Here is a 20,598-nt window from a genome sequence, read left to right as displayed (position 1 = left end):
TCGAACGAATTCTGCCAAAGTGGGGAAGCATGAGCGAGTACATCCGGCGCGTGGTCGCGCTGGTCGAGCCGGGGTTCACACCGTTCGAGTTCGGCATCGCCTGCGAGGTGTTCGGCCTCGATCGCACCGATGACGGTGTGCCGAGCTTCGACTTCCGTGTGGCAACGTCCGTTCCCGGCCCCGTGCGCACGAGCATCGGACTCACGATGGACATCGAGAACGGGCTCGACGTGGCGGCGGAGGCTGACGTGCTCGTGGTGCTCCCCGTGCCCCGGGCCACGTGGAGCACCCCACCCGCCGAGGTGCTCGACGTGATCCGCGCCGCCGCCGAACGGGACGCGTGGATCGTCGGCGTCTGCAGCGGGTCATTCCGCATCGCCGCCGCCGGAGTGCTGGACGGCCTACGCGCCACCACGCACTGGATGTATGCGGATGTGCTCGCGAAGATGCACCCCGCCATCGATGTGGATCCCGACGCCCTCTATGTCCAGCAGGGGCGGATCATCACGAGTGCCGGAACTGCGGCCGGCATCGACGCCTGCCTGCACCTGCTGCGTCAGACGATCGGTGCGGAGCTGACGAACACCGTCGCGCGTCGGATGGTGGTCGCCCCGCAGCGCGAGGGCGGGCAGGCACAGTACATCTCTCGTCCGATCCCGCCCTCGGCCGAGCTGTCGCTGGCACCCGTCGCCGAGTGGGCGATCGACAACCTGCACGACGACATCAGCGTGGCCTCCCTCGCGGCCCGCGCCCATATGTCGGATCGGACCTTCGCCCGACGCTTCGTCGGCGAGTACGGCACCACCCCCGCCGCGTGGATCATCCGCCAGCGCGTGGGCCTCGCCCAGCGCCTGCTGGAGCAGACCGACGACGACATCGAGTCTGTGGCGACGCGCGCCGGGTTCGGATCCGCCGCCGTGCTCCGGCAGAACTTCTCCCGCACCGTCGGCACCACCCCCACCGCCTACCGCCGCCGCTTCTCCCGCCTCTGACACGCCCAGGGTCGCCCCCGCGTCTTGTTATCTCCGAGACGTGCCGGCGGTTCCGCGCCTCGAGGTGCCGTCCTGTCCGCGACCGACCTCGCGCGCCTGACTCTCCGCGTGCCGCCCCCGCGTCTGCCTCGGCTCATGGAACCCCGTGTCCTGTCACCCCCGAGACTTCCGTCTGTGGGCGACAATCGGCGCGTTGCGTGGATTCTCACCCACAGATGGAAGTCTCGCGGGCATGGTGTGGGGTCACGGCCTCGTCCGAGGACAGCGTTGCTGTCCGCGACCGGGGCGAGAGGATGGCCGCGACGTCAGCCAGGGGCCTTCCACGTGTCCCGAGATGAGGACGATGCGTTGAGATGACGACGGAACCCCGTGAGTCGTCCTTCATTCGGTGCCGTTCCCCTCTCTTGACGACCCGGTGGGTGGGATGGACGAAGCGCGTCGCGGTGTGGTCCTCGTCGCTCCGTTGTCATGGAACGAGGATGAAGCGTCGAGATGAGGACGGTGACCGGCGGAATCGTCCTCGTTTGGCGACATGATCCTCGTTTGACGACATCGCTTGGGAACCGGCCCCACACCGACCATCGTGGCGCCGCGCCCTCGTCGTTCGCGCGCAGCGCAACATCTGCGTTTCATTTACCCGTGAGACTTGCGACTGTGGGTGAGGATCGCCGCGTTGCGTGGATTCTCGCCCACAGGCGGAAGTCTCGCGGGCGTTGTGTGACGTTGTGCCTCAACGGCGAGAGCGAGCACAGGGGCCGTGCCGGGGCGTGTCAGGTGAGGGCGCCGGCGGCGAAGATCGCGGCGCACGCGAGGGTGAACACGATGAGGAAAACCGTGTCGCGGGTGCGCCAGGGGACGAGGTGGCGTTCGGTGCGTGTGGGGTGAGCCCCGAAGGCGCGAGAGTCCATGGCGAGCGCGACACGTTCGGCGTGACGAATCGCCCCCGCCATCAGCGGAAGCACGTACCCCCACCCGCGGACGAACGCCGCGAAGGGTCCGCCCCCGGCGTTGCGACCGCGCACCCGGTGCGCAGCGCGAATGACGTCCAGTTCGTGACGGAATCGTGGGATGAAACGGTAGGCGGCGAGAGCGGTATACCCGATCCGGTACGGCAGACGCAGGTGCTGCACCGCTGAGCGCACCAGGTCGGGACCCGTGGTCGCGGCACCGCAGATCAGCGCCAGGATCAGCATCGCCGACAGTCGCAGGGAGCTGGCGAGGCCCGAGATCAGCGCGCCCGAGTACAGGTGCCACGAACCGATCGACACGACGGGGTCGCCGACGCGCTCCAGAGTCCCCGGATCCGTCCACAGCGCGAGGCCCACCGCCAGCAGGGCGATCGCGACGGGCGCGAGCACCAGCAGGAGCACGAGGCCGCGCGACAGGCGCTGACCGGTGAGCAGGATCAGATAGGTCAGCGCGATGAGCGCCGCGGGAGTCGCGACATCGCGCACAAACAGCAGCGCGATGATCGGCAGGATCGGAGCCGCCAGCTTCGCCAGCGGATTGAGATGGTGGAGGTAACGCCACGACGGGGCGGGCTCGCCGGCCAGATACGGGTCGGTGGCGATCCCTCCGGTGATCGGCGCCGCGGTCACGACCCGACTCCCGACTTGGCTGCGGCGAGCAGGTCCGCCATACCCCAGACGTGCGCGTATCCCGGCACCGAGCGGACCGCCGCGGGCAGTGCGGGCAGCCGCAGACCGGTGGTCTCCAGCAGTTCGTCGTCGCCGAACACCTCGCGCGCCCCGCCGGTGGTGAGAACGCGACCCCCGTGCACCACCACCACGTGCGTCGCACGATCAGCCACCAGCTGCATGTCGTGGGTGACGATGATCACCGTCGTCCCCGCGGCGTTCAGCTCGTCGAGAAGATCGAGCAGCTCACCCGCGCGAGCACGATCCTGTCCGAACGTGGGCTCGTCCAGCACCAGTACGGGGGCCGCCGACATCAGCGCCGTGCCGACTGAAAGCCGTCGCTTCTGCCCGCCCGACAGCAGGAACGGATGAACCTCGCCCTTGTCGGCCAGTCCGAATCGCGCCAGGACGTCGTCGACGCGCGCGCGCACCTCCGACTCCGGCAGCTTCTGTTGGCGCAAGGCGTAGGCGAGCTCGTCGTACACGGTGGGCGCGATGAACTGGTGCTCCGGATTCTGGAACACGAAGCCGACATGCTGCGACAGCACCCGTGCCGAAGCCCGGCCGGCGTCGATCCCGTCGATGCGGATCGCGCCCTTCGGCGGGCGCACCACCCCGGCCAGCGCCTGCACCAGTGTCGTCTTGCCTGCGCCGTTCCCGCCGACGACGACCGTGAAGGAGCCGCGCGGGATGCGGAAGGAGACGTCGTCGAGGATGCGCTGCCCGCCGCGCAGCACGCTGAGCCCGTTCACCTCGACGATCGCGTCCGCACCGAGCACTTCTGTGGAGGTCGCCGGCGACGAGACGGCACTGGGCAGGGCGGCCCGGAGCGCGGGTGCATCCAGCGGCAGCTCGCCCGACAGCGCGCCGGCTTCGCGGAGGTGCAGACCGGCAAGGATGGGCGTGGGAAGCCAGACGCCCAGCTCAGCGAGTTCGTGTGCGTGCTCGCCAAGCACCTTCCCTGGAGGCCCGTCGAAGGCGATCCGACCCGCCGCGTCGAGCACGATGACCCGCGACGCGAAGCCGATCGCTTCGTCGAGATTGTGCTCCACCAGCAGGATGGATCGATCGCCCTCCGCCACGATCTCGGCCAGTAGCGCATAAACCTCCTCGACCCCGGCGGGATCGAGGTTTGCGGTGGGCTCGTCCAGCACCATGAGGGGGGAGCCCATGGCCAGCGCGCACGCGATCGCGAGACGCTGCCGCCCACCGCCGGAGAGCGTGTCGGGGTTGTCCTGCCGGCGATGCCACAGGTGCACGCGGCGGAGCGCCCGCTCGGCGCGCGCCAGGACCTCGTCGACCGGGACCAGCAGGTTCTCGGGACCGAAGGCCACTTCATCCAGCACCGTTCCCGTGACGAGCTGTGCGTCCGGATCCTGGAACACCATCGAGATGTGGGAGGAGAGCTCCGCGGGCGTGACGGCAGCGGCGTCGAGCCCCTGGACGGTCACCGATCCGGACACCTCGGCCGGGATGTCGTGCGGGATGAGCCCGTTGAGCGCGAGGGCGAGTGTCGACTTCCCCGACCCCGACGGACCGAGCAGCAGCACCACCTCGCCGGCACGGATGTCGAAGGAGACACCGTTCGGTGCCGGCGCGGCGTTGCCCTCGTGCAGGATCGACAGATCGCGTACCCGCAGCAGCGGGAGATCGGCGGCGTCGAGGGGCACGGTATCCAGTCCGGGATGGGTAAGGCTTACCTCACAACGCTATCGCCCTGGGCTGAGCGTCAGCGACATCTGCACCCGTGGACCGAGGTCGGTGAGGCCGAGGGAGGTCTCGATACCGACGAGCTCGCGAAGAAAGTCCGTGTCGGGCTCCGTCACCACGAATCCGGCGGACGCGTAGAACGGCGCATTGAACGGCACCTCGGCGAAGGTCCGCAGCGTCATCAACACGTGGCCGCGCGAGCGCGCATCGTCGATCGCCGCCGACAGCAGTGCACGTCCGATTCCGACGCCGGCGTGCGAGGGAAGCACCGACAGCTGCTCGAGATGGGCGTGATCGTCGATCTCCAGCACGTGCGCGAAGCCGACCGGGTCGCCGTCGACCTCGGCGATGAGTGCGAAACCGGGCATCGACAGGCGCACCTCGCCCGGCTCGACCTCGGGCCAGGACGGCGGTGCCAGCAGTTCGACGAGCAGGGCGTCGGCGGCCTCCTCGATGCGAGTGAGGTCGTCCGCATCGGCAGGGAGGGCGCGGCGGATCAGGATGTCAGCCACGGTGAGTCCGGGTGAGTCCTGCGCGACCCAGCGCGCGTCCGACGGCGACGGCGACCAGCGACCACACCACACCGCCGATGATGGTAAGCGCCACGGAGAGGATCGTCCCCCACCAGGGCAGGTGCTTCATGCCGATGATGAGCCCGGCCGTGAGCCCGAGGATCACGCCGAGGATCGCTCCGCCGGTGCACAGCCAGCCCGCGCTCCAGCGGCGGTAGCGACCGATGGCCGCCCACCCCTCCTGCACGCCGCCCATGATGACGACCGCGGCGAGGTAGCTGCCGATGAACGCCGGCTGCGTGGCGGAGGCGACGAGCGCCGCGAGCAGGTGGGTGATCAACGCCACCCACGGCTCCCGCAACACGGCCTGTGCCAGCACGCCCGGAAGAGCGTGCGCGGTGAGGACGATGCCGTAGAGCACGGGAGCGACGATGATCGTCGGTCCGCTCAGTGCTCCGGCCAGCGCGGAAACAAGTCCGGTCACCACGCCGATGGCGGCACAGATCAGCAGGACGCGCGTGGAGATGCGCTGTTTCGGGCTCACTGATCCAGGTTAGTGCACCCTCACCAGGCCCCGACCGGAGAAAATCACGGGCGGCGCTGGCGCGGCGTGAGGCGCACGTTCGGCATCGGCGGGGCGGGCACGCGCTCGTCGCCGTGACCCACGATCCGCCCACCGAAACGCGGGTCCTCGTTCGCCCAGTCCTCCTGCGCCTGCGCGATCTCCTCGTGGGTCCGACCCACGAAGTTCCACCACATCACGAGTTCCGCCTCGAACGGCTCGCCGCCGATCAGGAACAGCGTGGTGTCCTGTTCGGCCGCCACCTCGATCCCGTCGCGATCGATGCCGAGGTACAGCAGCTGATCCGGCGCGGCCACCGTCGTCGGGTCGGCCTCCACGATCACCTCGCCGGTGACGGGGATGATGGCGTACTCCCACGCCGTCTCCAGCGGGAGTCGCACGCGTCGACCGGCGGGGAGACGAATCTCTGCACCGACGATCGGCGTGTAGACGCTCGCGGGTGAGTCGACCCCGGCGAACGTGCCCAGCACGACGGTGACGACCGCGGTGGATTCGTCGCCGGTGCCGTGATCGCCCGCCGGAAGGTGAACCTGCGGCAGGTCATCGTGCTTCTCGAATGCGGGTTCGCCATGTCGGCGCGAATCCGGCAGCGCCACCCACAGCTGCAGCGCGTCCAGCATCGTGGCGTCCTCGCCCACCGAATACTCCGAGTGCGCGATCCCACGACCGCTGGTCATGAGGTTCAGAGAGCCCCGCGTGATCACCACATCGCTGCCGAGCACGTCGCGGTGCCGGATCTCACCCGAGTAGGGCCAGGTCACCGTCTGCAGCCCGATGTGCGGGTGCGGCTCGACGCGCATCACCGCCTCCTGCGGACCGAAGCGATCCAGGAAGCACCAGGCGCCCACCGTGGGGAGAGGGCGCTGCGGCAGTGCGCGACGCACCTCCATCGCGCGCAGACCGCCCAGCGGAACCTCACGGGCGTCGTAGAGATCCGCGCGCGGGCCGTCACACGAGACCGGAGTCTCGGCCTCCTCCGGTGCGGCGTCCAGCCGGCTCATGACGCGTCGCCGCGGAACTCGACCGTGAGGCCGGGTACCTCGTTCTTGCGGAGGTAGTGCGCCACTACGGGGCACAGTGGCACGACGGTGCCATCCTGCGCGGCCACATCGGTCATGGCGGCGGCGACCAGGCGGGTGGCGAGCCCGCGACCCTCGAACGCGGGGTCGATGAGGGTGTGCGGGAAGACCAGCTTGCCGTCGCGGGTGGCGACGAACTCGGTGAATCCGGCGAGCTCATCGCCCACCCGGATCTCGTAGCGGCCCTCGTCCTCATTGCGGCTGACGGTGATCTCGTCCGTGATGTCCGACATGTGCTTCCTTCCGGCAGATGCTATCAGCCTTGCACCGAAGCAGCATCCGCGCCACCGGAGCGCTTCGCGGCGTGTTCGGCGGCGTGCGCTGCAGCCTCCTCCTCCGTCGGAAACTCGACGACGAGTCCCGGAATCTCGTGCTTGCGCAGGTACGCCACCACGAACGGGCAGCGCGGAACGGCGACGCGGCCCTGATCCGCCACATCGCGAACAGCCGCGTCGATCAGGCGCGACCCGAGACCGCGCCCGCCGTACGCGGGGTCGATCTCGGTGGCCGGGAAGAGCACCTTGCCACTGGGGGTGTCGCGGAACTCCGCCCATCCCGCGAGCGCGCCGTCCACGTGGATCTCGTACCGCTGGCGGTCATCGGCGCGCGTGATCTCGATCTGCTCGGTCATGATTCTCCCGTCGTTTCGGGAGTCAACTCGCCCCGTGCGCGGAATGTTCCCGACTCCGTTCATCGTCCGTTCGTCGCGCGGAACCTACCGCTCGTCGCAGGTTCGGGCGGTTGATCGTGACGGCGAGATCCCCCTCCGCAGACCGACCTACGCTGACCCGGTCGCGACGAGGCGGCGGAGATGGAGCGAGAACGATGGCAACGGACGAATCCGGCGCACGCGGCGCCGACAGCGGAGGGGCGACCATCGTCACCGATCCCGCGCTGCCGCCCACGGCGGTTCCCGCCGAGACGCGGGAGAACGAGGCGAAGTGGACCCTGCCGAAGATCCTGCTCTGGGCGGCGATCGCCCTGCTCGGCGGCGTCGCCTGGGTGATGCTCGCGATCGTGCGCGGCGAGACGGTGAACGCCGTCTGGTTCGTGTTCGCGGCGGTGTGCACGTACCTGATCGCCTACCGGTTCTACTCGAAGGTGATCCAGAAGTTCATCACGCGTCCGGATGACCGCCGGGCCACCCCCGCCGAGTACAAGAACGACGGCAAAGACTACACGCCCACCGACCGCCGCGTGCTGTTCGGGCACCACTTCGCGGCCATCGCCGGTGCCGGTCCGCTCGTCGGCCCCGTGCTCGCCGCCCAGATGGGCTATACCTGCCCGGAACCATCTGGATCATCCTCGGCGTGGTGTTCGCCGGCGCCGTGCAGGACTACCTCGTGCTGTTCTTCTCGATGCGACGCGGTGGTCGCACCATCGGCCAGATGGCCAAGCAGGAGCTCGGTCGCATCGGCGGAACGGCGGCGATCGTCGCCTCGCTGCTGATCATGATCATCATCGTGGCGATCCTCGCGCTGGTCGTCGTGAACGCCCTCGGTGAGAGCCCGTGGGGCGTGTTCTCCGTGTCGATGACCATCCCGATCGCGCTGTTCATGGGTGTGTATCTGCGCTACTGGCGTCCGGGACGCATCACCGAGATCTCCATCATTGGCTTCGTGCTGCTGATCGCCGCCATCGTCGCCGGCGGCTGGGTCGCCAGCACCGACTGGGGCTACGCGATGTTCCACCTGCCGAAGGAGGCGATCGCCTGGGGCATCATCATCTACGGCTTCGTGGCGGCCGTGCTGCCGGTGTGGCTGCTGCTGGCACCGCGCGACTATCTGTCGACCTTCATGAAGATCGGCGTGATCGTCGTGCTCGCCGGCGCGATCGTCATCGTGATGCCCGCGATCGAAGTGCCGGCGATCAGCCAGTTCGCTTCCGGTGAGACGGGGCCGGTGTTCTCCGGTCCGCTCTTCCCGTTCCTGTTCGTGACCATCGCCTGCGGTGCCCTCTCCGGCTTCCACGCGCTGATCGCGTCGGGCACCACCCCCAAGCTCGTGGAGAAGGAGCGCCAGACCCGCTTCATCGGCTACGGCGGCATGCTCATGGAGTCGTTCGTGGCGATCATGGCGCTGGTGGCCGCAGTCTCCATCGACCAGGGCATCTACTTCGCGATGAACTCCTCCGCCGCTGCCACCGGCGGCACCGTCGAGGGAGCGGTCGCCTGGGTCAACTCCCTCGGCATCACCGGAGTGAACCTCACGCCGGAGCTGCTGACGCAGACGGCTGAGAACGTCGGGGAGGAGAGCATCATCTCCCGTACCGGTGGAGCGCCGACGCTGGCGCTCGGTCTCGCCCACATCATGCATCAGGCGCTGGGGGGCACCGCGATGATGGGCTTCTGGTACCACTTCGCCATCATGTTCGAGGCGCTGTTCATCCTGACCGCGGTCGACGCTGGTACGCGTGTCGCCCGCTTCATGCTGCAGGACGCGATCGGCACCGTCGTTCCGCGCTTCAAGGACGTCACCTGGCGTCCGGGTGTCTGGATCACCACGGCGATCATGGTGGCGGGCTGGGGGTCGATCCTCATCCTCGGCGTCACCGATCCGCTGGGCGGCATCAACACCTTCTTCCCGCTGTTCGGCATCGCCAACCAGCTGCTGGCGGCCATCGCGCTCGCGGTGGTGCTGGCCATCGTCGCCAAGCGTGGTCGCAGCTACGTGAAGTGGCTGTGGATCGTGGCGGTTCCGCTGGCGTTCACCGCCGTGGTCACGGTCACCGCCTCGATGTACAAGATCTTCTCGCCGGTGCCCGCGGTGGGCTACTTCGCCAACAACGCCGCCTTCCGTGCCGCGCTCGCAGACGGGCAGACATCCTTCGGTACGGCGAAGACGGTGGAGGCGATGGAGGCCGTGGTGCGCAACACCATGGTGCAGGGTGTGCTGAGCGTCATCTTCGTGGTGCTGGCGATCATCGTGATGGTGGTCGCGGTCGGCTCCGCCGTGAAGAGCTTGCGGGACGGTGGCGGCGAGAACCACGAGGACGCACCCGTGGCCTCGCGCCGGTTCGCGCCCGACGGCTTCATCGCCACCCGCGCGGAGCGGGAGATCGAGAAGCAGTGGCAGGAACTGCCGGCGGATCAGCGCCCCACGGTCTCGTCGGGGCACTGATGGCGCTCACGATTCGTCCGGTGCGGGAGGGCATACTCTCCCGCACCGGGCGCGCGCTCACCGCGGCTGCACGCGCCGTGCGCTGGTACGCCACCAACCTCATGGGCGAGACGGCGTATGCCACGTACGTGGAACATCACCGCCGCACGCACCCGGACTCCGAGCCGATGTCGGAGCGGGAGTTCTGGCGTCGCCGGTACGCGGAGCAGGACGCGAACCCCGGCTCGCGGTGCTGCTGATCAGCGCGCCTACCATGGGAGGATGCCCGACGCCGTGCTCCTGGTGATCGGCGCGGTCATCGGCGCCGCGCTGGTGATCGTGCTGCTGCTGACGCGTCGGCTCGCTCGCGGATCCCGCGATCTCGGCTCGGAGGAGGAGCGCGCCACGTACCGCACGCTGCACACCGCGCGGAAGGCGGCGGCGGATCTGCGCAAGTCCGGCGCGACCGATCTCGCCCGCGCTGCCCGGCACGTCCGAACCCTGCTCGGAAGTCGCGCGGTCGCTCTTGTCGGCCCGGACGGCGAGATCGTGTTCGACGGTCCTGCGGCGGGGCTCGCCGAGACGGCGCGCACGATCGCAGACCAGGTGGCAGCCGCCGGTCGGCGCCAGGTGTACTCGCGCCAGCGCGGATCCTCCGAGGACGGGGAAGCGGTGGGCGCTCCGATCCTCGTGGACGGAGCGGTGTGGGGAGCCGTGATCGCCTTCGCCGATCCGGTGCGCGCCCCGCTCGTGCGCGCCACGGGAGAGGTGGCCGAGTGGTTCGCGGGTCAGCTCGAACTCGGGCAGCTCGACTCGTCGCGGGCGGCACTCGCCGAAGCCGAACTGCGAGCGCTCCGCGCGCAGATCAGCCCGCACTTCATCTACAACGCCCTCACCGCGATCGCCTCGTACATCACCACCGATCCGCCGCGGGCACGCGAACTGGTGCTGGAGTTCGCCGACTTCACGCGGTACTCGTTTCGCCGCCACGGCGAGTTCACCACGCTCGCCGACGAGCTCCGCGCCATCCACTCGTACCTGGAACTGGAGCGGGCGCGGTTCGGTGACCGGCTGACGGTTCGGTTGCGCATCGCGCCGGAGACCCTCACCACGGTGATCCCGTACCTGGCCGTGCAGCCGCTCGTCGAGAACGCCGTGAAGCACGGGCTGGAGCCCGGCGAGCGTGGCGGGCGCCTCACGATCGCGAGCGAGGATCTGGGCGCTCACACCGAGATCACGGTGGAGGACGATGGCGCCGGCATGGATCCCGAACGAGCGCGGGCACTGCTCAGCGGCGCCGAATCCGACCATGTCGGCCTGCGGAACGTGGATCTGCGGCTGCGCCGACTGTATGGCGACGGAATCGTGGTGGAGACGGCGGTGGGAGCCGGGACGCTGGTGCGCATTCGCGTTCCCCGCTCGCAGCCGGAGCATGAGACGGTGGCACCGTGACCTGCGACATCCTCATTGCCGATGATGAGCAGCCCGTCTTGGACGAGCTCGCGGCGCTGCTGCGAGCCGATGAGCGCATCGGCGACATCCGCCTGGCCCGCAGTGGTGCCGACGCGCTGCGGTTGCTGAGTGAAGCGCCGGTCTCCATCGTGTTCCTCGATATCCACATGCCGGGCCTGTCGGGTCTGGACCTCGCCCGTGCGCTGCAGCAGTTCCAGCAGCGGCCCGCGGTGGTGTTCATCACGGCGGATGAGGCGCGCGCTGTGGAGGCCTTCGATGTCGCTGCGGTGGACTACCTCCTCAAGCCCGTGCGTCCGGAGCGACTGCGCGTCGCGGTGGGACGTGCCATCGAGACGCACGGTCCCGCCGAACCCGCCCTCGCCGATGAGCGCATTCCTGTCACGATCGCGGGGGAGACTCGGCTGGTACGCCGCAGCGAGGTGCGGTGGGTGCAGGCGCAGGGCGACTACTCGCGGCTGTGGACCCCCGGTGGCGGACACCTGGTGCGCATCCCGATCTCCGAGTTGGAAGAGCGCTGGTCGGGTGCCGGATTCCTCCGAGTGCACCGCTCCTATCTCGTGCACATCGACGCGATCGTCGCCGCACGCCTCGGCGGGCAGGCGCCGACGGTCTCCCTTCCCGAGATCGAGCTGCCGGTGAGCCGGCGACTCCTTTCGGACGTTCGCGACAGGTTGACGCGCCCATGACCGAACGCGTGCGTGTCAGCGCCGACCCGCCCGGACGATCCTCGCGGCCGCAGACGGAGACCGAGCTGATGCGCACCGTCACCGTCGGTGGACGCGCCGTGGCCGAACCCGAAGCGGTTTACGTTCGCGGCCTGGTGCGAGCCCAACTGCGACTCGCGCTCGGCTGTGTGCTCGGCTTCGTCGTGACGGCCGGGGCGCTCGCGGTACTGCTGGCCACGGTGCCGGGACTCGACGAGCTTGTGATCGGAGGTGTACCGCTGCCGTGGCTGGTGCACGCTTTCGGGTTCTACCCGATCATCCTGGTGTTCGCGCTGATCTACGCCGCGGCCGCGCGGCGCAATGAACGCCGCTACCGTGCGCTGCGGGAGAACCTGCGATGACCGAGACGCTGGTGCTTGTCGCGGTGGCGGTGGTGCTGCTGGTGACGATCATCCTGGGATTCGCCGGGGTGCGGTTCTCGCGTACGACGAGCGACTTCTTCGTCGCGTCCCGCACGGTGCGGCCGGTGTGGAACGCGTCCGCGATCAGTGGCGAGTATCTGTCGGCCGGCACGTTTCTCGGCCTGTCGGGACTGGTGCTGCTCGCCGGCGCCGAAGGGTTCTGGTTCCCCATCGGCTACGCGGCGGGGTACCTGCTGGTGCTGCTCTTCGTCGGCGCTCCGCTGCGTCGCTCCGGGGCCTACACGATTCCCGACTTCGTCGAGGCGCGGGTGCAATCGCGCACGGCGCGGCGCATCACGAGCCTGGTCGTGGTGATCATCGGCTGGCTGTACATCGTGCCCCAACTGCACGGCGCCGCGATCACACTGAACGTCGCCGCGGGACTCCCGCTGTGGGTGGGGGCGGCCGTGGTCGCCGTCGTGGTGGCCGGCGCCGTGGCGGGCGGCGGCATGCGGGCGATCACCGCCGTGCAGGCGTTCCACTACTGGCTGAAGCTGTTCGCGCTGCTGGTGCCGGTGGTGCTCCTGGTGATCGTGCTGGCCGGCGATCCTGCCCCGCCCGATCCGCAGCTCGTGTTCCCCGCGCACGCCGGTCCCGCCGGAGCCGATCTGTACCGCACGACCTCGCTGCTGATCGCCCTGCTGCTCGGCACCATTGGCCTGCCCCACGTGCTGGTGCGCTTCTATACGAGTCCCGACGGCGACTCGGCTCGTCGAGCCACGGTGATCGTCATCGTGCTGATCAGCGCCTTCTACGCCGTCTCGTCAGCGATGGGCCTGATCGCCCGTATCGCCGCGCCCGATCTCGCCGTGGCCGGAGTCGCTGACACGGCCGTGCTCGCGCTGCCGGCCCGGGTGCTGCCAGGACTGCTGGGGCAGCTAGTGACCGCCCTCGTGGTGGCGGGAGCCTTCGCGGCGTTTCTCGCGACGTCGTCCGGACTGGTCGTGGCGCTCGCGGGCGTGGTCAGTCAGGACCTGTTCGGCGGCACCGTGCGCTCCTTCCGCTTCTCCGCGGTGCTCTGCGCGATCATTCCGCTGGTGTTCTCGTTCTTCACGATCGGCGGTGGTCTGGTCTCGAGCGTCGGCGTGGTGTTCGTGTTCGCCGCTTCGAGTCTCACGCCGGTGCTCATCCTCGGGGTGTGGTGGCGTCGGCTCACCGCGCGCGGTGCGGTCGCGGGCATGGTGGTCGGGGCTGTGACCAGTGCTGGTGCTCTTCTCATGGGCGGGCTCGTGCCGAAGAGCTCCTGGTGGTCCTCCGTGCTGGATCAGCCGGCGGCCTGGACCATCCCGCTCGCCACGATCACCGTGATCGCGGTGTCGCTGCTGGATCGCGGTCGTCAGCCTTCGCGAGCCGACCGATTCCTCGCCCGGCTGCACACTCCGGAGCACGCAGACGGCGGATGAGGGGGACGCGGGATCGTCGGGACGGTGCTCAGCGCCGCCGCAGGGCGAGGTGCAGGGTGAGGCCCACCAGCAGCGCCCAGAACGCCGCCGCGATGCCGAACGGAGCGATTCCTGATGCGGCCACGATGAAGGTCACCGCGGCGGGGATGCGCAGCTCGGGTTCCGCAATCGCCTGGTGCACCGCGGAGGCGAACGACGCCACCAGGGCGAGGCCCGCGACCGCGGCGATCACACCCGCCGGTGCGAGCACGACGAGCGCGGCGAACACCGCCGAGGCGGCACCCAGCACGAGATACGCGGCACCCGTGGTGACCCCGGCGATCCATCGACGCGACGAGTCCTGACCCGCCTCGTCGCTGGCGGCCAATGCCGCGCTGATCGCCGCGAGGTTGATGGCGTGGCCACCCGCCGGCGCGCCGATCACGGTCCCCAAACCCGTGGTGATCATCGCGGAGCGCCACGGCACCTCGTACCCGTAAGAGCGCATGATGGCGACGCCCGGGATGTTCTGCGACGCCATGGTCACGATGAACAGCGGCAGCGCGATTCCGATGATCCCGCCCGCCGTGAACGCCGGCGTGACGAACTCGAAACGCGGCAGCAGCGTTGCGGGATCCACTGCCACACCGGTCTGCACGATGCCGATCACCACGACCACCGCCGCCGTCACGAACGCCAGCGGAACCGCCCACCGGGGGAGGAAGCGCAGCCCCAGCAGCCACACCACGATGACGGGCAGCACACCCCAGGGATTCGTCACGGCTCCGGTGACGGGAGCGACGCACAGGGGGAGGAGCACTCCGGCGAGCATCGCCTGTGCCAGGGGCGTGGGAATCCGGGTCACGAGGGAGCCGAGGAACGGCCAGATGCCGGTCACCACGATGAGCACACCCGTGATGACGAACGCGCCGATCGCCGCGGGCCAGCCGCCATCCACCGCGCTCGCTCCGGCGAGCAGGGCGGCACCGGGGGTGGACCAGGCGGAAGTCACCGGCATCCGCGTGCGCAGGCTGAGCAGGATGCAGGCGAGCCCCATCGTGATGCTCAGAGCCAGCAGCCCGCTGGCCGCCTGTGCATCCGAGGCGCCCACCGCGTGCAGACCGGTGAGCACCACGGCGAACGACGAGGTGAAACCGACGAGCGCGGTGACGATGCCCGCCACGATGGGTCGTGTTCTCTCTCCTGGCGTGCGCACGTTCACCTCGCGATCGTAACGGGCGCCATGGCGCAGGCCGTCCTGCGCGAGCGGTGTCAGTCCGGGAGGATTCGTCGGGTGATGGCCTGGACGTCGGCGTCGAGCCCGTCCAGTCGACGCTCCACCCTGTCCAATCGACTCTCCACCACACCGAATCGTCGGTCGACCTCATCGAATCGTCGGTCAACCTCGTCGAATCGCCGGTCGAGTGTCTCGTTCATGGCGGCGAACTTCTCGTTCACCGCTGCGAACTTGTCGTTCAGCTGCGTCTGCATCGCGGCGAACTGCGTGTTCACGGCGGCGAACTGCGTGTTCACGGCGGCGAACTGCGAGCTGATCGTGCGCATCATGAACTGCGTGGACAGGGTGATCATGGCGGTGAGCGCTGCGGCGAGAATGCCCAGCGCGGTCCAGATCTGCGGTTCGGTCATGGCCGGCACCCCTTCATTGTCGGACTGTTGTGGGCACAGGGCCAGTATTCTCGGCAATTCGTCGCTGTGGCCCGACGGGACGCGGATTGTGGATAGTCTTCGGGCGCGCTGTGGGCGTGCAGGAACGCGTAATGTGAGGCCATGTACACGCTTGTGCGGCTTCCTCCCCCGTCTCCCGCGACCATTGCGGAACTGGCCGAGCGACGAGCGGCCGCCTACGCGCACGCCGGCGTGATCGCCGACGAAGCCGAGTTCGCCGAGCAGCAGCGCCAGCTCATCACCCGCTTGTTCAGCGCGGGAGGCGATGGCGTGCTCTTGGGCGATGTCGCGGGGGAGCTGGGCGAGGTTGTCATCGCCCAGTCCGGAGACACCTGCGAACTGGTAGCCACCACCGCGGAGGATCCCGCCCACGCGATCGGTGGCCTCGACGGCCTGCGCGCCTGGGCGCGTCGCGCGGGTGCCACGCGCATCCGCGTGAACCGTCTCGCGGGGGATCCGATCACCCAGGCGCTGCGGGCCGAAGACGAGTCGATCGTCGCGACGAACATGCGGCTCGCGCTGGATGGCCCGTCGCGCGCTGACGGGCGCGTTGCACTGTCGCCGTTCACCGACGCGGAGTATGACGAATGGATCGCCGGTGCCGTCGCCGAGTACGCGCAGGAACGCGCGAACGCGGGAGCGGAGGATCTCGTCGCCGCGCTGGAGGTGGCTCGCGAATCGTTCGCTCAGCTGCTTCCGGCTGGACGCCAGACCGAGGGGCAGCAGCTTCTCACGGCCCGCGACGGTGACGTGCCCGTGGGTATGGTGTGGATCGCCGATCGCGGGGGACAGGCGTTCATCTACGACATCATCGTGTCACCCGCGCATCGCAGGCAGGGCTACGGCTCTTCGATCATGCGGGCATCGGAGGACGTGGCCCGTGCGACCGGGGCAACCCACCTCGCCCTCAACGTGTTCGGCCACAATGCGGGTGCCCGGGCGCTGTACGACGGGCTGGGGTATGAGATCACGCTCGAGAACATCGTCATCCCCGTGGTGACCGCGGGCAGGATCGTTCCATGACCGACATGATCGCGTTCCTGCGGGCGGTCAACGTGGGCGGGCGGACGTTCCCCGCGGCCGACATTCGTCGCATCGTCGCCGAACTCGGGTACACGGACGTCGCGACCTACATCAACACCGGGAACGTGTTCCTGCGAACCGACGCCGACACCGCAGCGGTGGGAGCGGCGTTGGAGCGGGCGTTCGAGGCGGACCGCGGATTCGTGGTGCCGGTGATGCTGTTCACCGCCGACGAATACCGCGAGGTGACGCGCGCGGTGGAAGAACTGGACGACCCGGCTCTGCATCGCCACTACGTCTACCTCCGCCGCGAACCGCTCGACGCGGACACCGCGTCGCGCGTGGAGGCCCTGTCCGACGAGCGCAACCGCATGGTGGTGCGCGGCCGTTCCATCCACGCCCTGCTGGGTGAGGGCTACAAGCCCGGAGAGGTCGACCCGCTGCGCGCGGCGAAGCTCCTGGAACCGGCCACCAACCGCAACGCCAACACCATTCGCACGATCGCCGGGAAGTGGCTCTGATCCTCCCCAGCCCACGTACGGCGGCATTTCATCCCCGGTGGACCGGGTCCGGGCCCGCTGTCGGAGGGCGTCGGTAGACTCGCGGGGGTGAGCTCCTCGGCCTTCTCCCATCCCGCCTCCCGTTCCGGCGCGGGCGCCGACCAGCCTCCGTACGACCCCTACGCGGACATCCCCTACGACGACGAACCGCCGTACGATCCGTACGACGAGCCGCCCGTCGACCTCGACTTCCTGGGCGGGCCACCCGCCCCCACGGGATACGCGCCACCTCCGGTCGCGATGCCGAAGTCACGCCCGTCCCAGTACGCGTCCGCGCTCGAGGCGCTGCACACCGTGTACGGCTACGAGGCGTTCCGCGGCGACCAGGGCGCCATCGTGCAGCACGTGATCGACGGCGGCGACGCGATCGTGCTGATGCCCACCGGTGGCGGCAAGTCGCTCACGTATCAGATCCCCGCGCTGGTGCGCGAGGGCACCGGCCTCGTGGTGTCTCCTCTGATCGCCCTGATGCACGATCAGGTGGATGCCCTGCAATCCAACGGCGTGCGGGCCGCGTTCCTCAACTCGACGCAGTCCCCGCAGGAGCGGCAGTCGGTCGAGCGCGCCTATCTCGCCGGCGAGCTGGATCTGCTCTATGTCGCCCCGGAGCGGCTGTCGGGTCAGGCCACCCGCGCCTTCCTGCAGCGCGGATCACTGAGCGTCATCGCGATCGACGAAGCCCACTGTGTCGCGCAGTGGGGCCACGACTTCCGACCGGACTACCTCGCGCTGGAAGACCTTGGTGACGTCTTCCCCGGTGTTCCGCGGATGGCCCTCACCGCCACAGCCACGCGTGCCACGCACCGCGAGATCACCGAGCGTCTGCGGTTGCCGCGCGCCGAGCATTTCGTCGCCAGCTTCGATCGGCCGAACATCCAGTACCGCATCGAGGCGAAGATCGATGCGCGGCGTCAGCTGGTGCAGTTCATCCGCTCTCAGCCGGAGGGGGCCGCCGGCATCGTCTACGCCCTCAGCCGGAAGGCCGTGGAGCAGACCGCCGAGCACCTGCGAAAGCAGGGCATCGACGCGTTGCCCTACCACGCGGGTCTGCCGGCCGAGGTGCGCGCGGCCAACCAGTCCCGCTTCCTCCGTGAGGACGGCGTCGTGGTGGTTGCGACCATCGCGTTCGGCATGGGCATCGACAAACCTGACGTGCGCTTCGTCGCCCATATCGATCTCCCGAAATCCGTGGAGGGCTATTACCAGGAGACTGGTCGCGCCGGCCGCGACGGCGACGATTCCGTCGTGTGGATGGCGTACGGACTGGGCGACGTGGTGCAGCAGCGGCGTCTCATCGATCAGGGCGAGGGAGACCGCGCCCACAAGATCCGTCAGCAGCAGCACCTGGATGCGATGCTGGCGCTGTGCGAGACCGTGCAGTGCCGCAGGCAGAACCTGCTGGCGTACTTCGGCCAGGACTCCGAGCCGTGTGGCAACTGTGACACCTGTCTGACCCCACCCGACACGTTCGACGGCACGGTGGCAGCGCAGAAGCTGATGTCGACGATCGTGCGGCTGAAGCGCGAGCGCAATCAGGCGTTCGGTGCCGGTCAGCTCATCGACATCCTGCGCGGATCATCCACCGATCGCATTCGCCAGTACCGGCATCACGAACTCGCCACCTACGGCATCGGTGCCGATCTGTCGGAGGCCGATTGGCGATCCGTGGTTCGTCAGCTCCTCGCGCAGGGACTCCTGATGGCGCAGGGTGAGTACGGCACACTCGCACTGGGTGAAGGCAGTGCCGAGGTGATGCGTGGCGAGCGCTCCGTGCTGTTGCGCCGTGATGTCCTCGGACGCACCTCCAGCGCGGGTCGCGGCAAGAAAGCATCGGCCGCCGATGAGCTTCCGGACGACGCGCGGGATCTGTTCGAGGCGCTGCGTGCGTGGCGTGGCGCACAGGCCAGGGAGCAGGGTGTTCCGGCGTACATCGTGTTCGGAGACGCGACGCTGCGTGCGCTGGCGGAACACCGACCCGCGTCTCTCGCAGACCTGGACGGCATTACCGGAATCGGCGCCAAGAAGCGTGACGCCTATGGCGAGGCGGTGTTGGCGGTCATCGCCGGCGCGTGAGAGGAAGCCCCTTCCGCTGTCACCGCGCGGTCGATATCATGTTTCCAAGCGGTCGGCTCTCGGGGGAGAGTAGGAAGCTCATCGCACAACAGAAGATCGAGACTACCCCTCCCGTCAGGGTGGGGTCGACGATACATGGCGCCGAACGAGTCGGGGGGCTCCGCAGCCATGCTTCTGCCGCGATGTGGCATCGCACCGCCAGGTCGAGCCCGTTCGGGTGACCGACGAATCAGGCGTCCGGATTCCGATCCGACGCCTGATTCGTCCCCTGGCCATTCGCGTGAGCGACGAGCAGTTCGTCGAGGTGCGCCGCCACTTCGGTCGCGACGTCAATCGACGTGTCGAAACGGGAGAGGACCTGCAGTCCCTCCCAGAGGGCCACCAGGCGAACAGCCTCGGTTACCGGGTCGCCCGCTTCTCGCAGTTCGTGATCGTCGTCCGCATCGCGGAAAGCGCCGGTGCAATGCGACACCAGGTCGGCGAAGTGATCGCGGAAGTCCGCGTGCAGCGGGTGTCCTGCGCTTGAGGCCTCCGCGCTCAGCACGACGTGCAGGCCGACCAGGTCGGACGCCTCGCTGCACACCGCTCGCCACTGGGTGGGAAGCGTGCGCAGTCGATCGCTGCCACGAACCTCACGATCGTCGTCGGTCAACGAGTCCACCATCTCTGCACTGCGCTGGAGCACGGCGCGGACGAGTTCGTCCTTGGTGGCGTAGTGGTGGAACAGGGTGCCCTTGGCGATGCCCGCGGCGGCCGCGAAAGCCTGCATGCTGGTGCCGCTGTAGCCGTGCGACAGAAGTAGCGACGTGGCGGCGTCAATGATGCCATCCCGCCGGGAGGTACCCGACGGCGCGGTGCCAGTGGGCGCTGATGCGTCCGTCGGCTCGGGTGCTCGTCGGGGCGGTGCGGGACGACGCATGCGGATGCTCTCGTCGCGAATCAGCTGCGGGGTGTGAACGAGTTCCGGAAGGTACTGCTGCAGGAGTTGAGCTCCGTTCCACAGCGCGAGGAGGCGGACAGCCTGTGACGTGGTGGCGCGGTCCGCGGAGACGACACCCTCGGTGACTCCACGCTCCAGTGCATCAACGACGGCGGCGAGTCGCATCTCATACGATCGACGAGCGGCGTCGTGGGCGGGATGGCTGGGAGACGTGCCCTCCCCGACGAGGGCCGTGAAGACCTGCACGCGATCCGCGTCGCTGCTCGCCTCATCCGCGAGAGCGACCATCCACTCGTCGACCGTTAGCCCACCCTGATCAGAGAGCGCCGCGAGAGTGTCTGCCTCGTACTGCTCGTGAATGGCGAGGAGGATGTCGCCCTTGGATGCGAAGTGCCGTCGCAGGGCGGTGTGGCTGATGCCGGCACGAGTCGCGATGTCGCGGAGGGATGCGGCACGATAGCCCACGCGCACGAACACGTCAGTGGCCGCGTCGACGATCAGAGCGCGTCGTTGCGGGGCAGGAAGACGGGCGGTGGGTGGCGTCATCATGAGTGGGGTCGCGGTGGACTAGGCGTCAGTCTAGTGGGCGGCACGAGTCGCCATCGCGGGGCTGTGGATGTGCGGAATCCACAAAGGCGGCGTGAGACTGAGTGTCACAAAGTTGTACACTCAGTCCAACATGCTTTGCCGTCGCCAGACGTGCGCCTAGCGTGTTGGTGAGGTC

19 protein-coding genes and 1 pseudogene are annotated in these 20,598 nt (G+C 68.8%); 10 read left to right on the top strand and 10 right to left on the bottom strand.

Annotated elements, in window-relative coordinates:
* Window positions 1-29 precede the first annotated feature (29 nt).
* Entirely contained in the window at window positions 30-992 is a 963-nt protein-coding gene (locus ABTV68_RS19295) for a helix-turn-helix domain-containing protein (protein WP_433675288.1), read from the top strand.
* Window positions 993-1,762: 770 nt separating this feature from the next.
* On the opposite strand, the gene ABTV68_RS19290 is transcribed toward ABTV68_RS19295, so the two are convergent.
* From ABTV68_RS19290 to ABTV68_RS19260, 7 genes are read right to left on the bottom strand one after another with little or no spacing between them, the layout of a single operon-like run.
* Window positions 1,763-2,590, bottom strand: a complete 828-nt coding sequence (locus ABTV68_RS19290; RefSeq protein ID WP_433675287.1) for an energy-coupling factor transporter transmembrane component T family protein — start codon at window positions 2,588-2,590, stop codon at window positions 1,763-1,765.
* Entirely contained in the window at window positions 2,587-4,299 is a 1,713-nt protein-coding gene (locus tag ABTV68_RS19285) for an ABC transporter ATP-binding protein (protein ID WP_433675286.1), read from the bottom strand. Before ABTV68_RS19285 ends, ABTV68_RS19290 begins: the two co-directional genes overlap by 4 nt.
* Window positions 4,300-4,338: 39 nt before the next feature.
* Complete coding sequence (locus ABTV68_RS19280; protein WP_433675285.1) at window positions 4,339-4,851, bottom strand: GNAT family N-acetyltransferase; 513 nt, start codon at window positions 4,849-4,851, stop codon at window positions 4,339-4,341.
* A complete protein-coding gene (locus ABTV68_RS19275) occupies window positions 4,844-5,395 on the bottom strand; it encodes an ECF transporter S component (protein WP_433675284.1) in 552 nt (183 codons plus the stop codon). The genes ABTV68_RS19280 and ABTV68_RS19275 overlap by 8 nt, the downstream gene beginning before the upstream one ends.
* Window positions 5,396-5,439: 44 nt before the next feature.
* A complete protein-coding gene (locus ABTV68_RS19270; RefSeq protein WP_433675283.1) occupies window positions 5,440-6,435 on the bottom strand; it encodes a pirin family protein in 996 nt (331 codons plus the stop codon).
* Window positions 6,432-6,746 carry a GNAT family N-acetyltransferase gene (locus ABTV68_RS19265; RefSeq protein WP_433675282.1) on the bottom strand — a complete coding sequence of 105 codons (315 nt, stop codon included), beginning with the start codon at window positions 6,744-6,746 and terminating at the stop codon, window positions 6,432-6,434. The genes ABTV68_RS19270 and ABTV68_RS19265 overlap by 4 nt, the downstream gene beginning before the upstream one ends.
* Window positions 6,747-6,769: 23 nt before the next feature.
* Window positions 6,770-7,144 carry a GNAT family N-acetyltransferase gene (locus tag ABTV68_RS19260; protein ID WP_433675281.1) on the bottom strand — a complete coding sequence of 125 codons (375 nt, stop codon included), beginning with the start codon at window positions 7,142-7,144 and terminating at the stop codon, window positions 6,770-6,772.
* A 194-nt stretch (window positions 7,145-7,338) separates the two neighbouring features.
* On the opposite strand from ABTV68_RS19260, the pseudogene ABTV68_RS19255 reads away from it, so the two are divergent.
* The 6 genes and pseudogenes from ABTV68_RS19255 (at window position 7,339) to ABTV68_RS19230 (ending at window position 13,613) form a co-directional block, all read left to right on the top strand.
* Window positions 7,339-9,632, top strand: a pseudogene (locus ABTV68_RS19255) (carbon starvation CstA family protein).
* Window positions 9,632-9,871: a YbdD/YjiX family protein gene (locus ABTV68_RS19250; RefSeq protein WP_433675280.1), complete on the top strand. Its 240-nt coding sequence runs from the start codon at window positions 9,632-9,634 to the stop codon at window positions 9,869-9,871. Before ABTV68_RS19255 ends, ABTV68_RS19250 begins: the two are co-directional and overlap by 1 nt.
* 22 nt (window positions 9,872-9,893) lie before the next feature.
* On the top strand, window positions 9,894-11,063 hold the full coding sequence (locus ABTV68_RS19245) for a sensor histidine kinase (protein ID WP_433675279.1): 1,170 nt from the start codon (window positions 9,894-9,896) through the stop codon (window positions 11,061-11,063).
* The gene (locus ABTV68_RS19240; protein ID WP_433675278.1) at window positions 11,060-11,770 is read left to right on the top strand and encodes a LytR/AlgR family response regulator transcription factor; all 711 of its coding nucleotides are present in this window, start codon (window positions 11,060-11,062) and stop codon (window positions 11,768-11,770) included. The genes ABTV68_RS19245 and ABTV68_RS19240 overlap by 4 nt, the downstream gene beginning before the upstream one ends.
* Window positions 11,767-12,150, top strand: coding sequence for a heavy metal transporter (locus ABTV68_RS19235; RefSeq protein WP_433675277.1), 384 nt, complete (start codon window positions 11,767-11,769; stop codon window positions 12,148-12,150). The genes ABTV68_RS19240 and ABTV68_RS19235 overlap by 4 nt, the downstream gene beginning before the upstream one ends.
* Entirely contained in the window at window positions 12,147-13,613 is a 1,467-nt protein-coding gene (locus tag ABTV68_RS19230; RefSeq protein WP_433675276.1) for a cation acetate symporter, read from the top strand. The genes ABTV68_RS19235 and ABTV68_RS19230 overlap by 4 nt, the downstream gene beginning before the upstream one ends.
* A 28-nt stretch (window positions 13,614-13,641) precedes the next feature.
* Here ABTV68_RS19230 and ABTV68_RS19225 read toward each other — a convergent pair whose 3' ends face one another.
* Together ABTV68_RS19225 and ABTV68_RS19220 are read right to left on the bottom strand one after the other, a co-directional pair.
* Window positions 13,642-14,808 (bottom strand): benzoate/H(+) symporter BenE family transporter, encoded by a 1,167-nt coding sequence (locus tag ABTV68_RS19225; RefSeq protein WP_433677647.1) that lies wholly within the window; start codon window positions 14,806-14,808, stop codon window positions 13,642-13,644.
* 56 nt (window positions 14,809-14,864) lie between these two features.
* Window positions 14,865-15,239 (bottom strand): hypothetical protein, encoded by a 375-nt coding sequence (locus tag ABTV68_RS19220; RefSeq protein ID WP_433675275.1) that lies wholly within the window; start codon window positions 15,237-15,239, stop codon window positions 14,865-14,867.
* Window positions 15,240-15,380: 141 nt separating this feature from the next.
* On the opposite strand from ABTV68_RS19220, the gene ABTV68_RS19215 reads away from it, so the two are divergent.
* The 3 genes from ABTV68_RS19215 (at window position 15,381) to recQ (ending at window position 18,934) form a co-directional block, all read left to right on the top strand.
* Window positions 15,381-16,301, top strand: coding sequence for a GNAT family N-acetyltransferase (locus ABTV68_RS19215; RefSeq protein ID WP_433675274.1), 921 nt, complete (start codon window positions 15,381-15,383; stop codon window positions 16,299-16,301).
* Window positions 16,298-16,822 carry a DUF1697 domain-containing protein gene (locus tag ABTV68_RS19210; protein ID WP_433675273.1) on the top strand — a complete coding sequence of 175 codons (525 nt, stop codon included), beginning with the start codon at window positions 16,298-16,300 and terminating at the stop codon, window positions 16,820-16,822. The genes ABTV68_RS19215 and ABTV68_RS19210 overlap by 4 nt, the downstream gene beginning before the upstream one ends.
* A gap of 279 nt (window positions 16,823-17,101) precedes the next feature.
* Window positions 17,102-18,934: a DNA helicase RecQ gene (recQ, locus tag ABTV68_RS19205; RefSeq protein ID WP_433677646.1), complete on the top strand. Its 1,833-nt coding sequence runs from the start codon at window positions 17,102-17,104 to the stop codon at window positions 18,932-18,934.
* 229 nt (window positions 18,935-19,163) lie between these two features.
* Here recQ and ABTV68_RS19200 read toward each other — a convergent pair whose 3' ends face one another.
* The gene (locus tag ABTV68_RS19200; RefSeq protein WP_433675272.1) at window positions 19,164-20,420 is read right to left on the bottom strand and encodes a TetR/AcrR family transcriptional regulator; all 1,257 of its coding nucleotides are present in this window, start codon (window positions 20,418-20,420) and stop codon (window positions 19,164-19,166) included.
* Between the last annotated feature and the right edge of the window lie 178 nt (window positions 20,421-20,598).

The sequence above is a fragment of the Microbacterium gorillae genome (assembly GCF_050990725.1).
GTDB lineage: Bacteria > Actinomycetota > Actinomycetes > Actinomycetales > Microbacteriaceae > Microbacterium > Microbacterium gorillae_A.
This window is presented reverse-complemented; position numbering and strand designations above follow the sequence as displayed.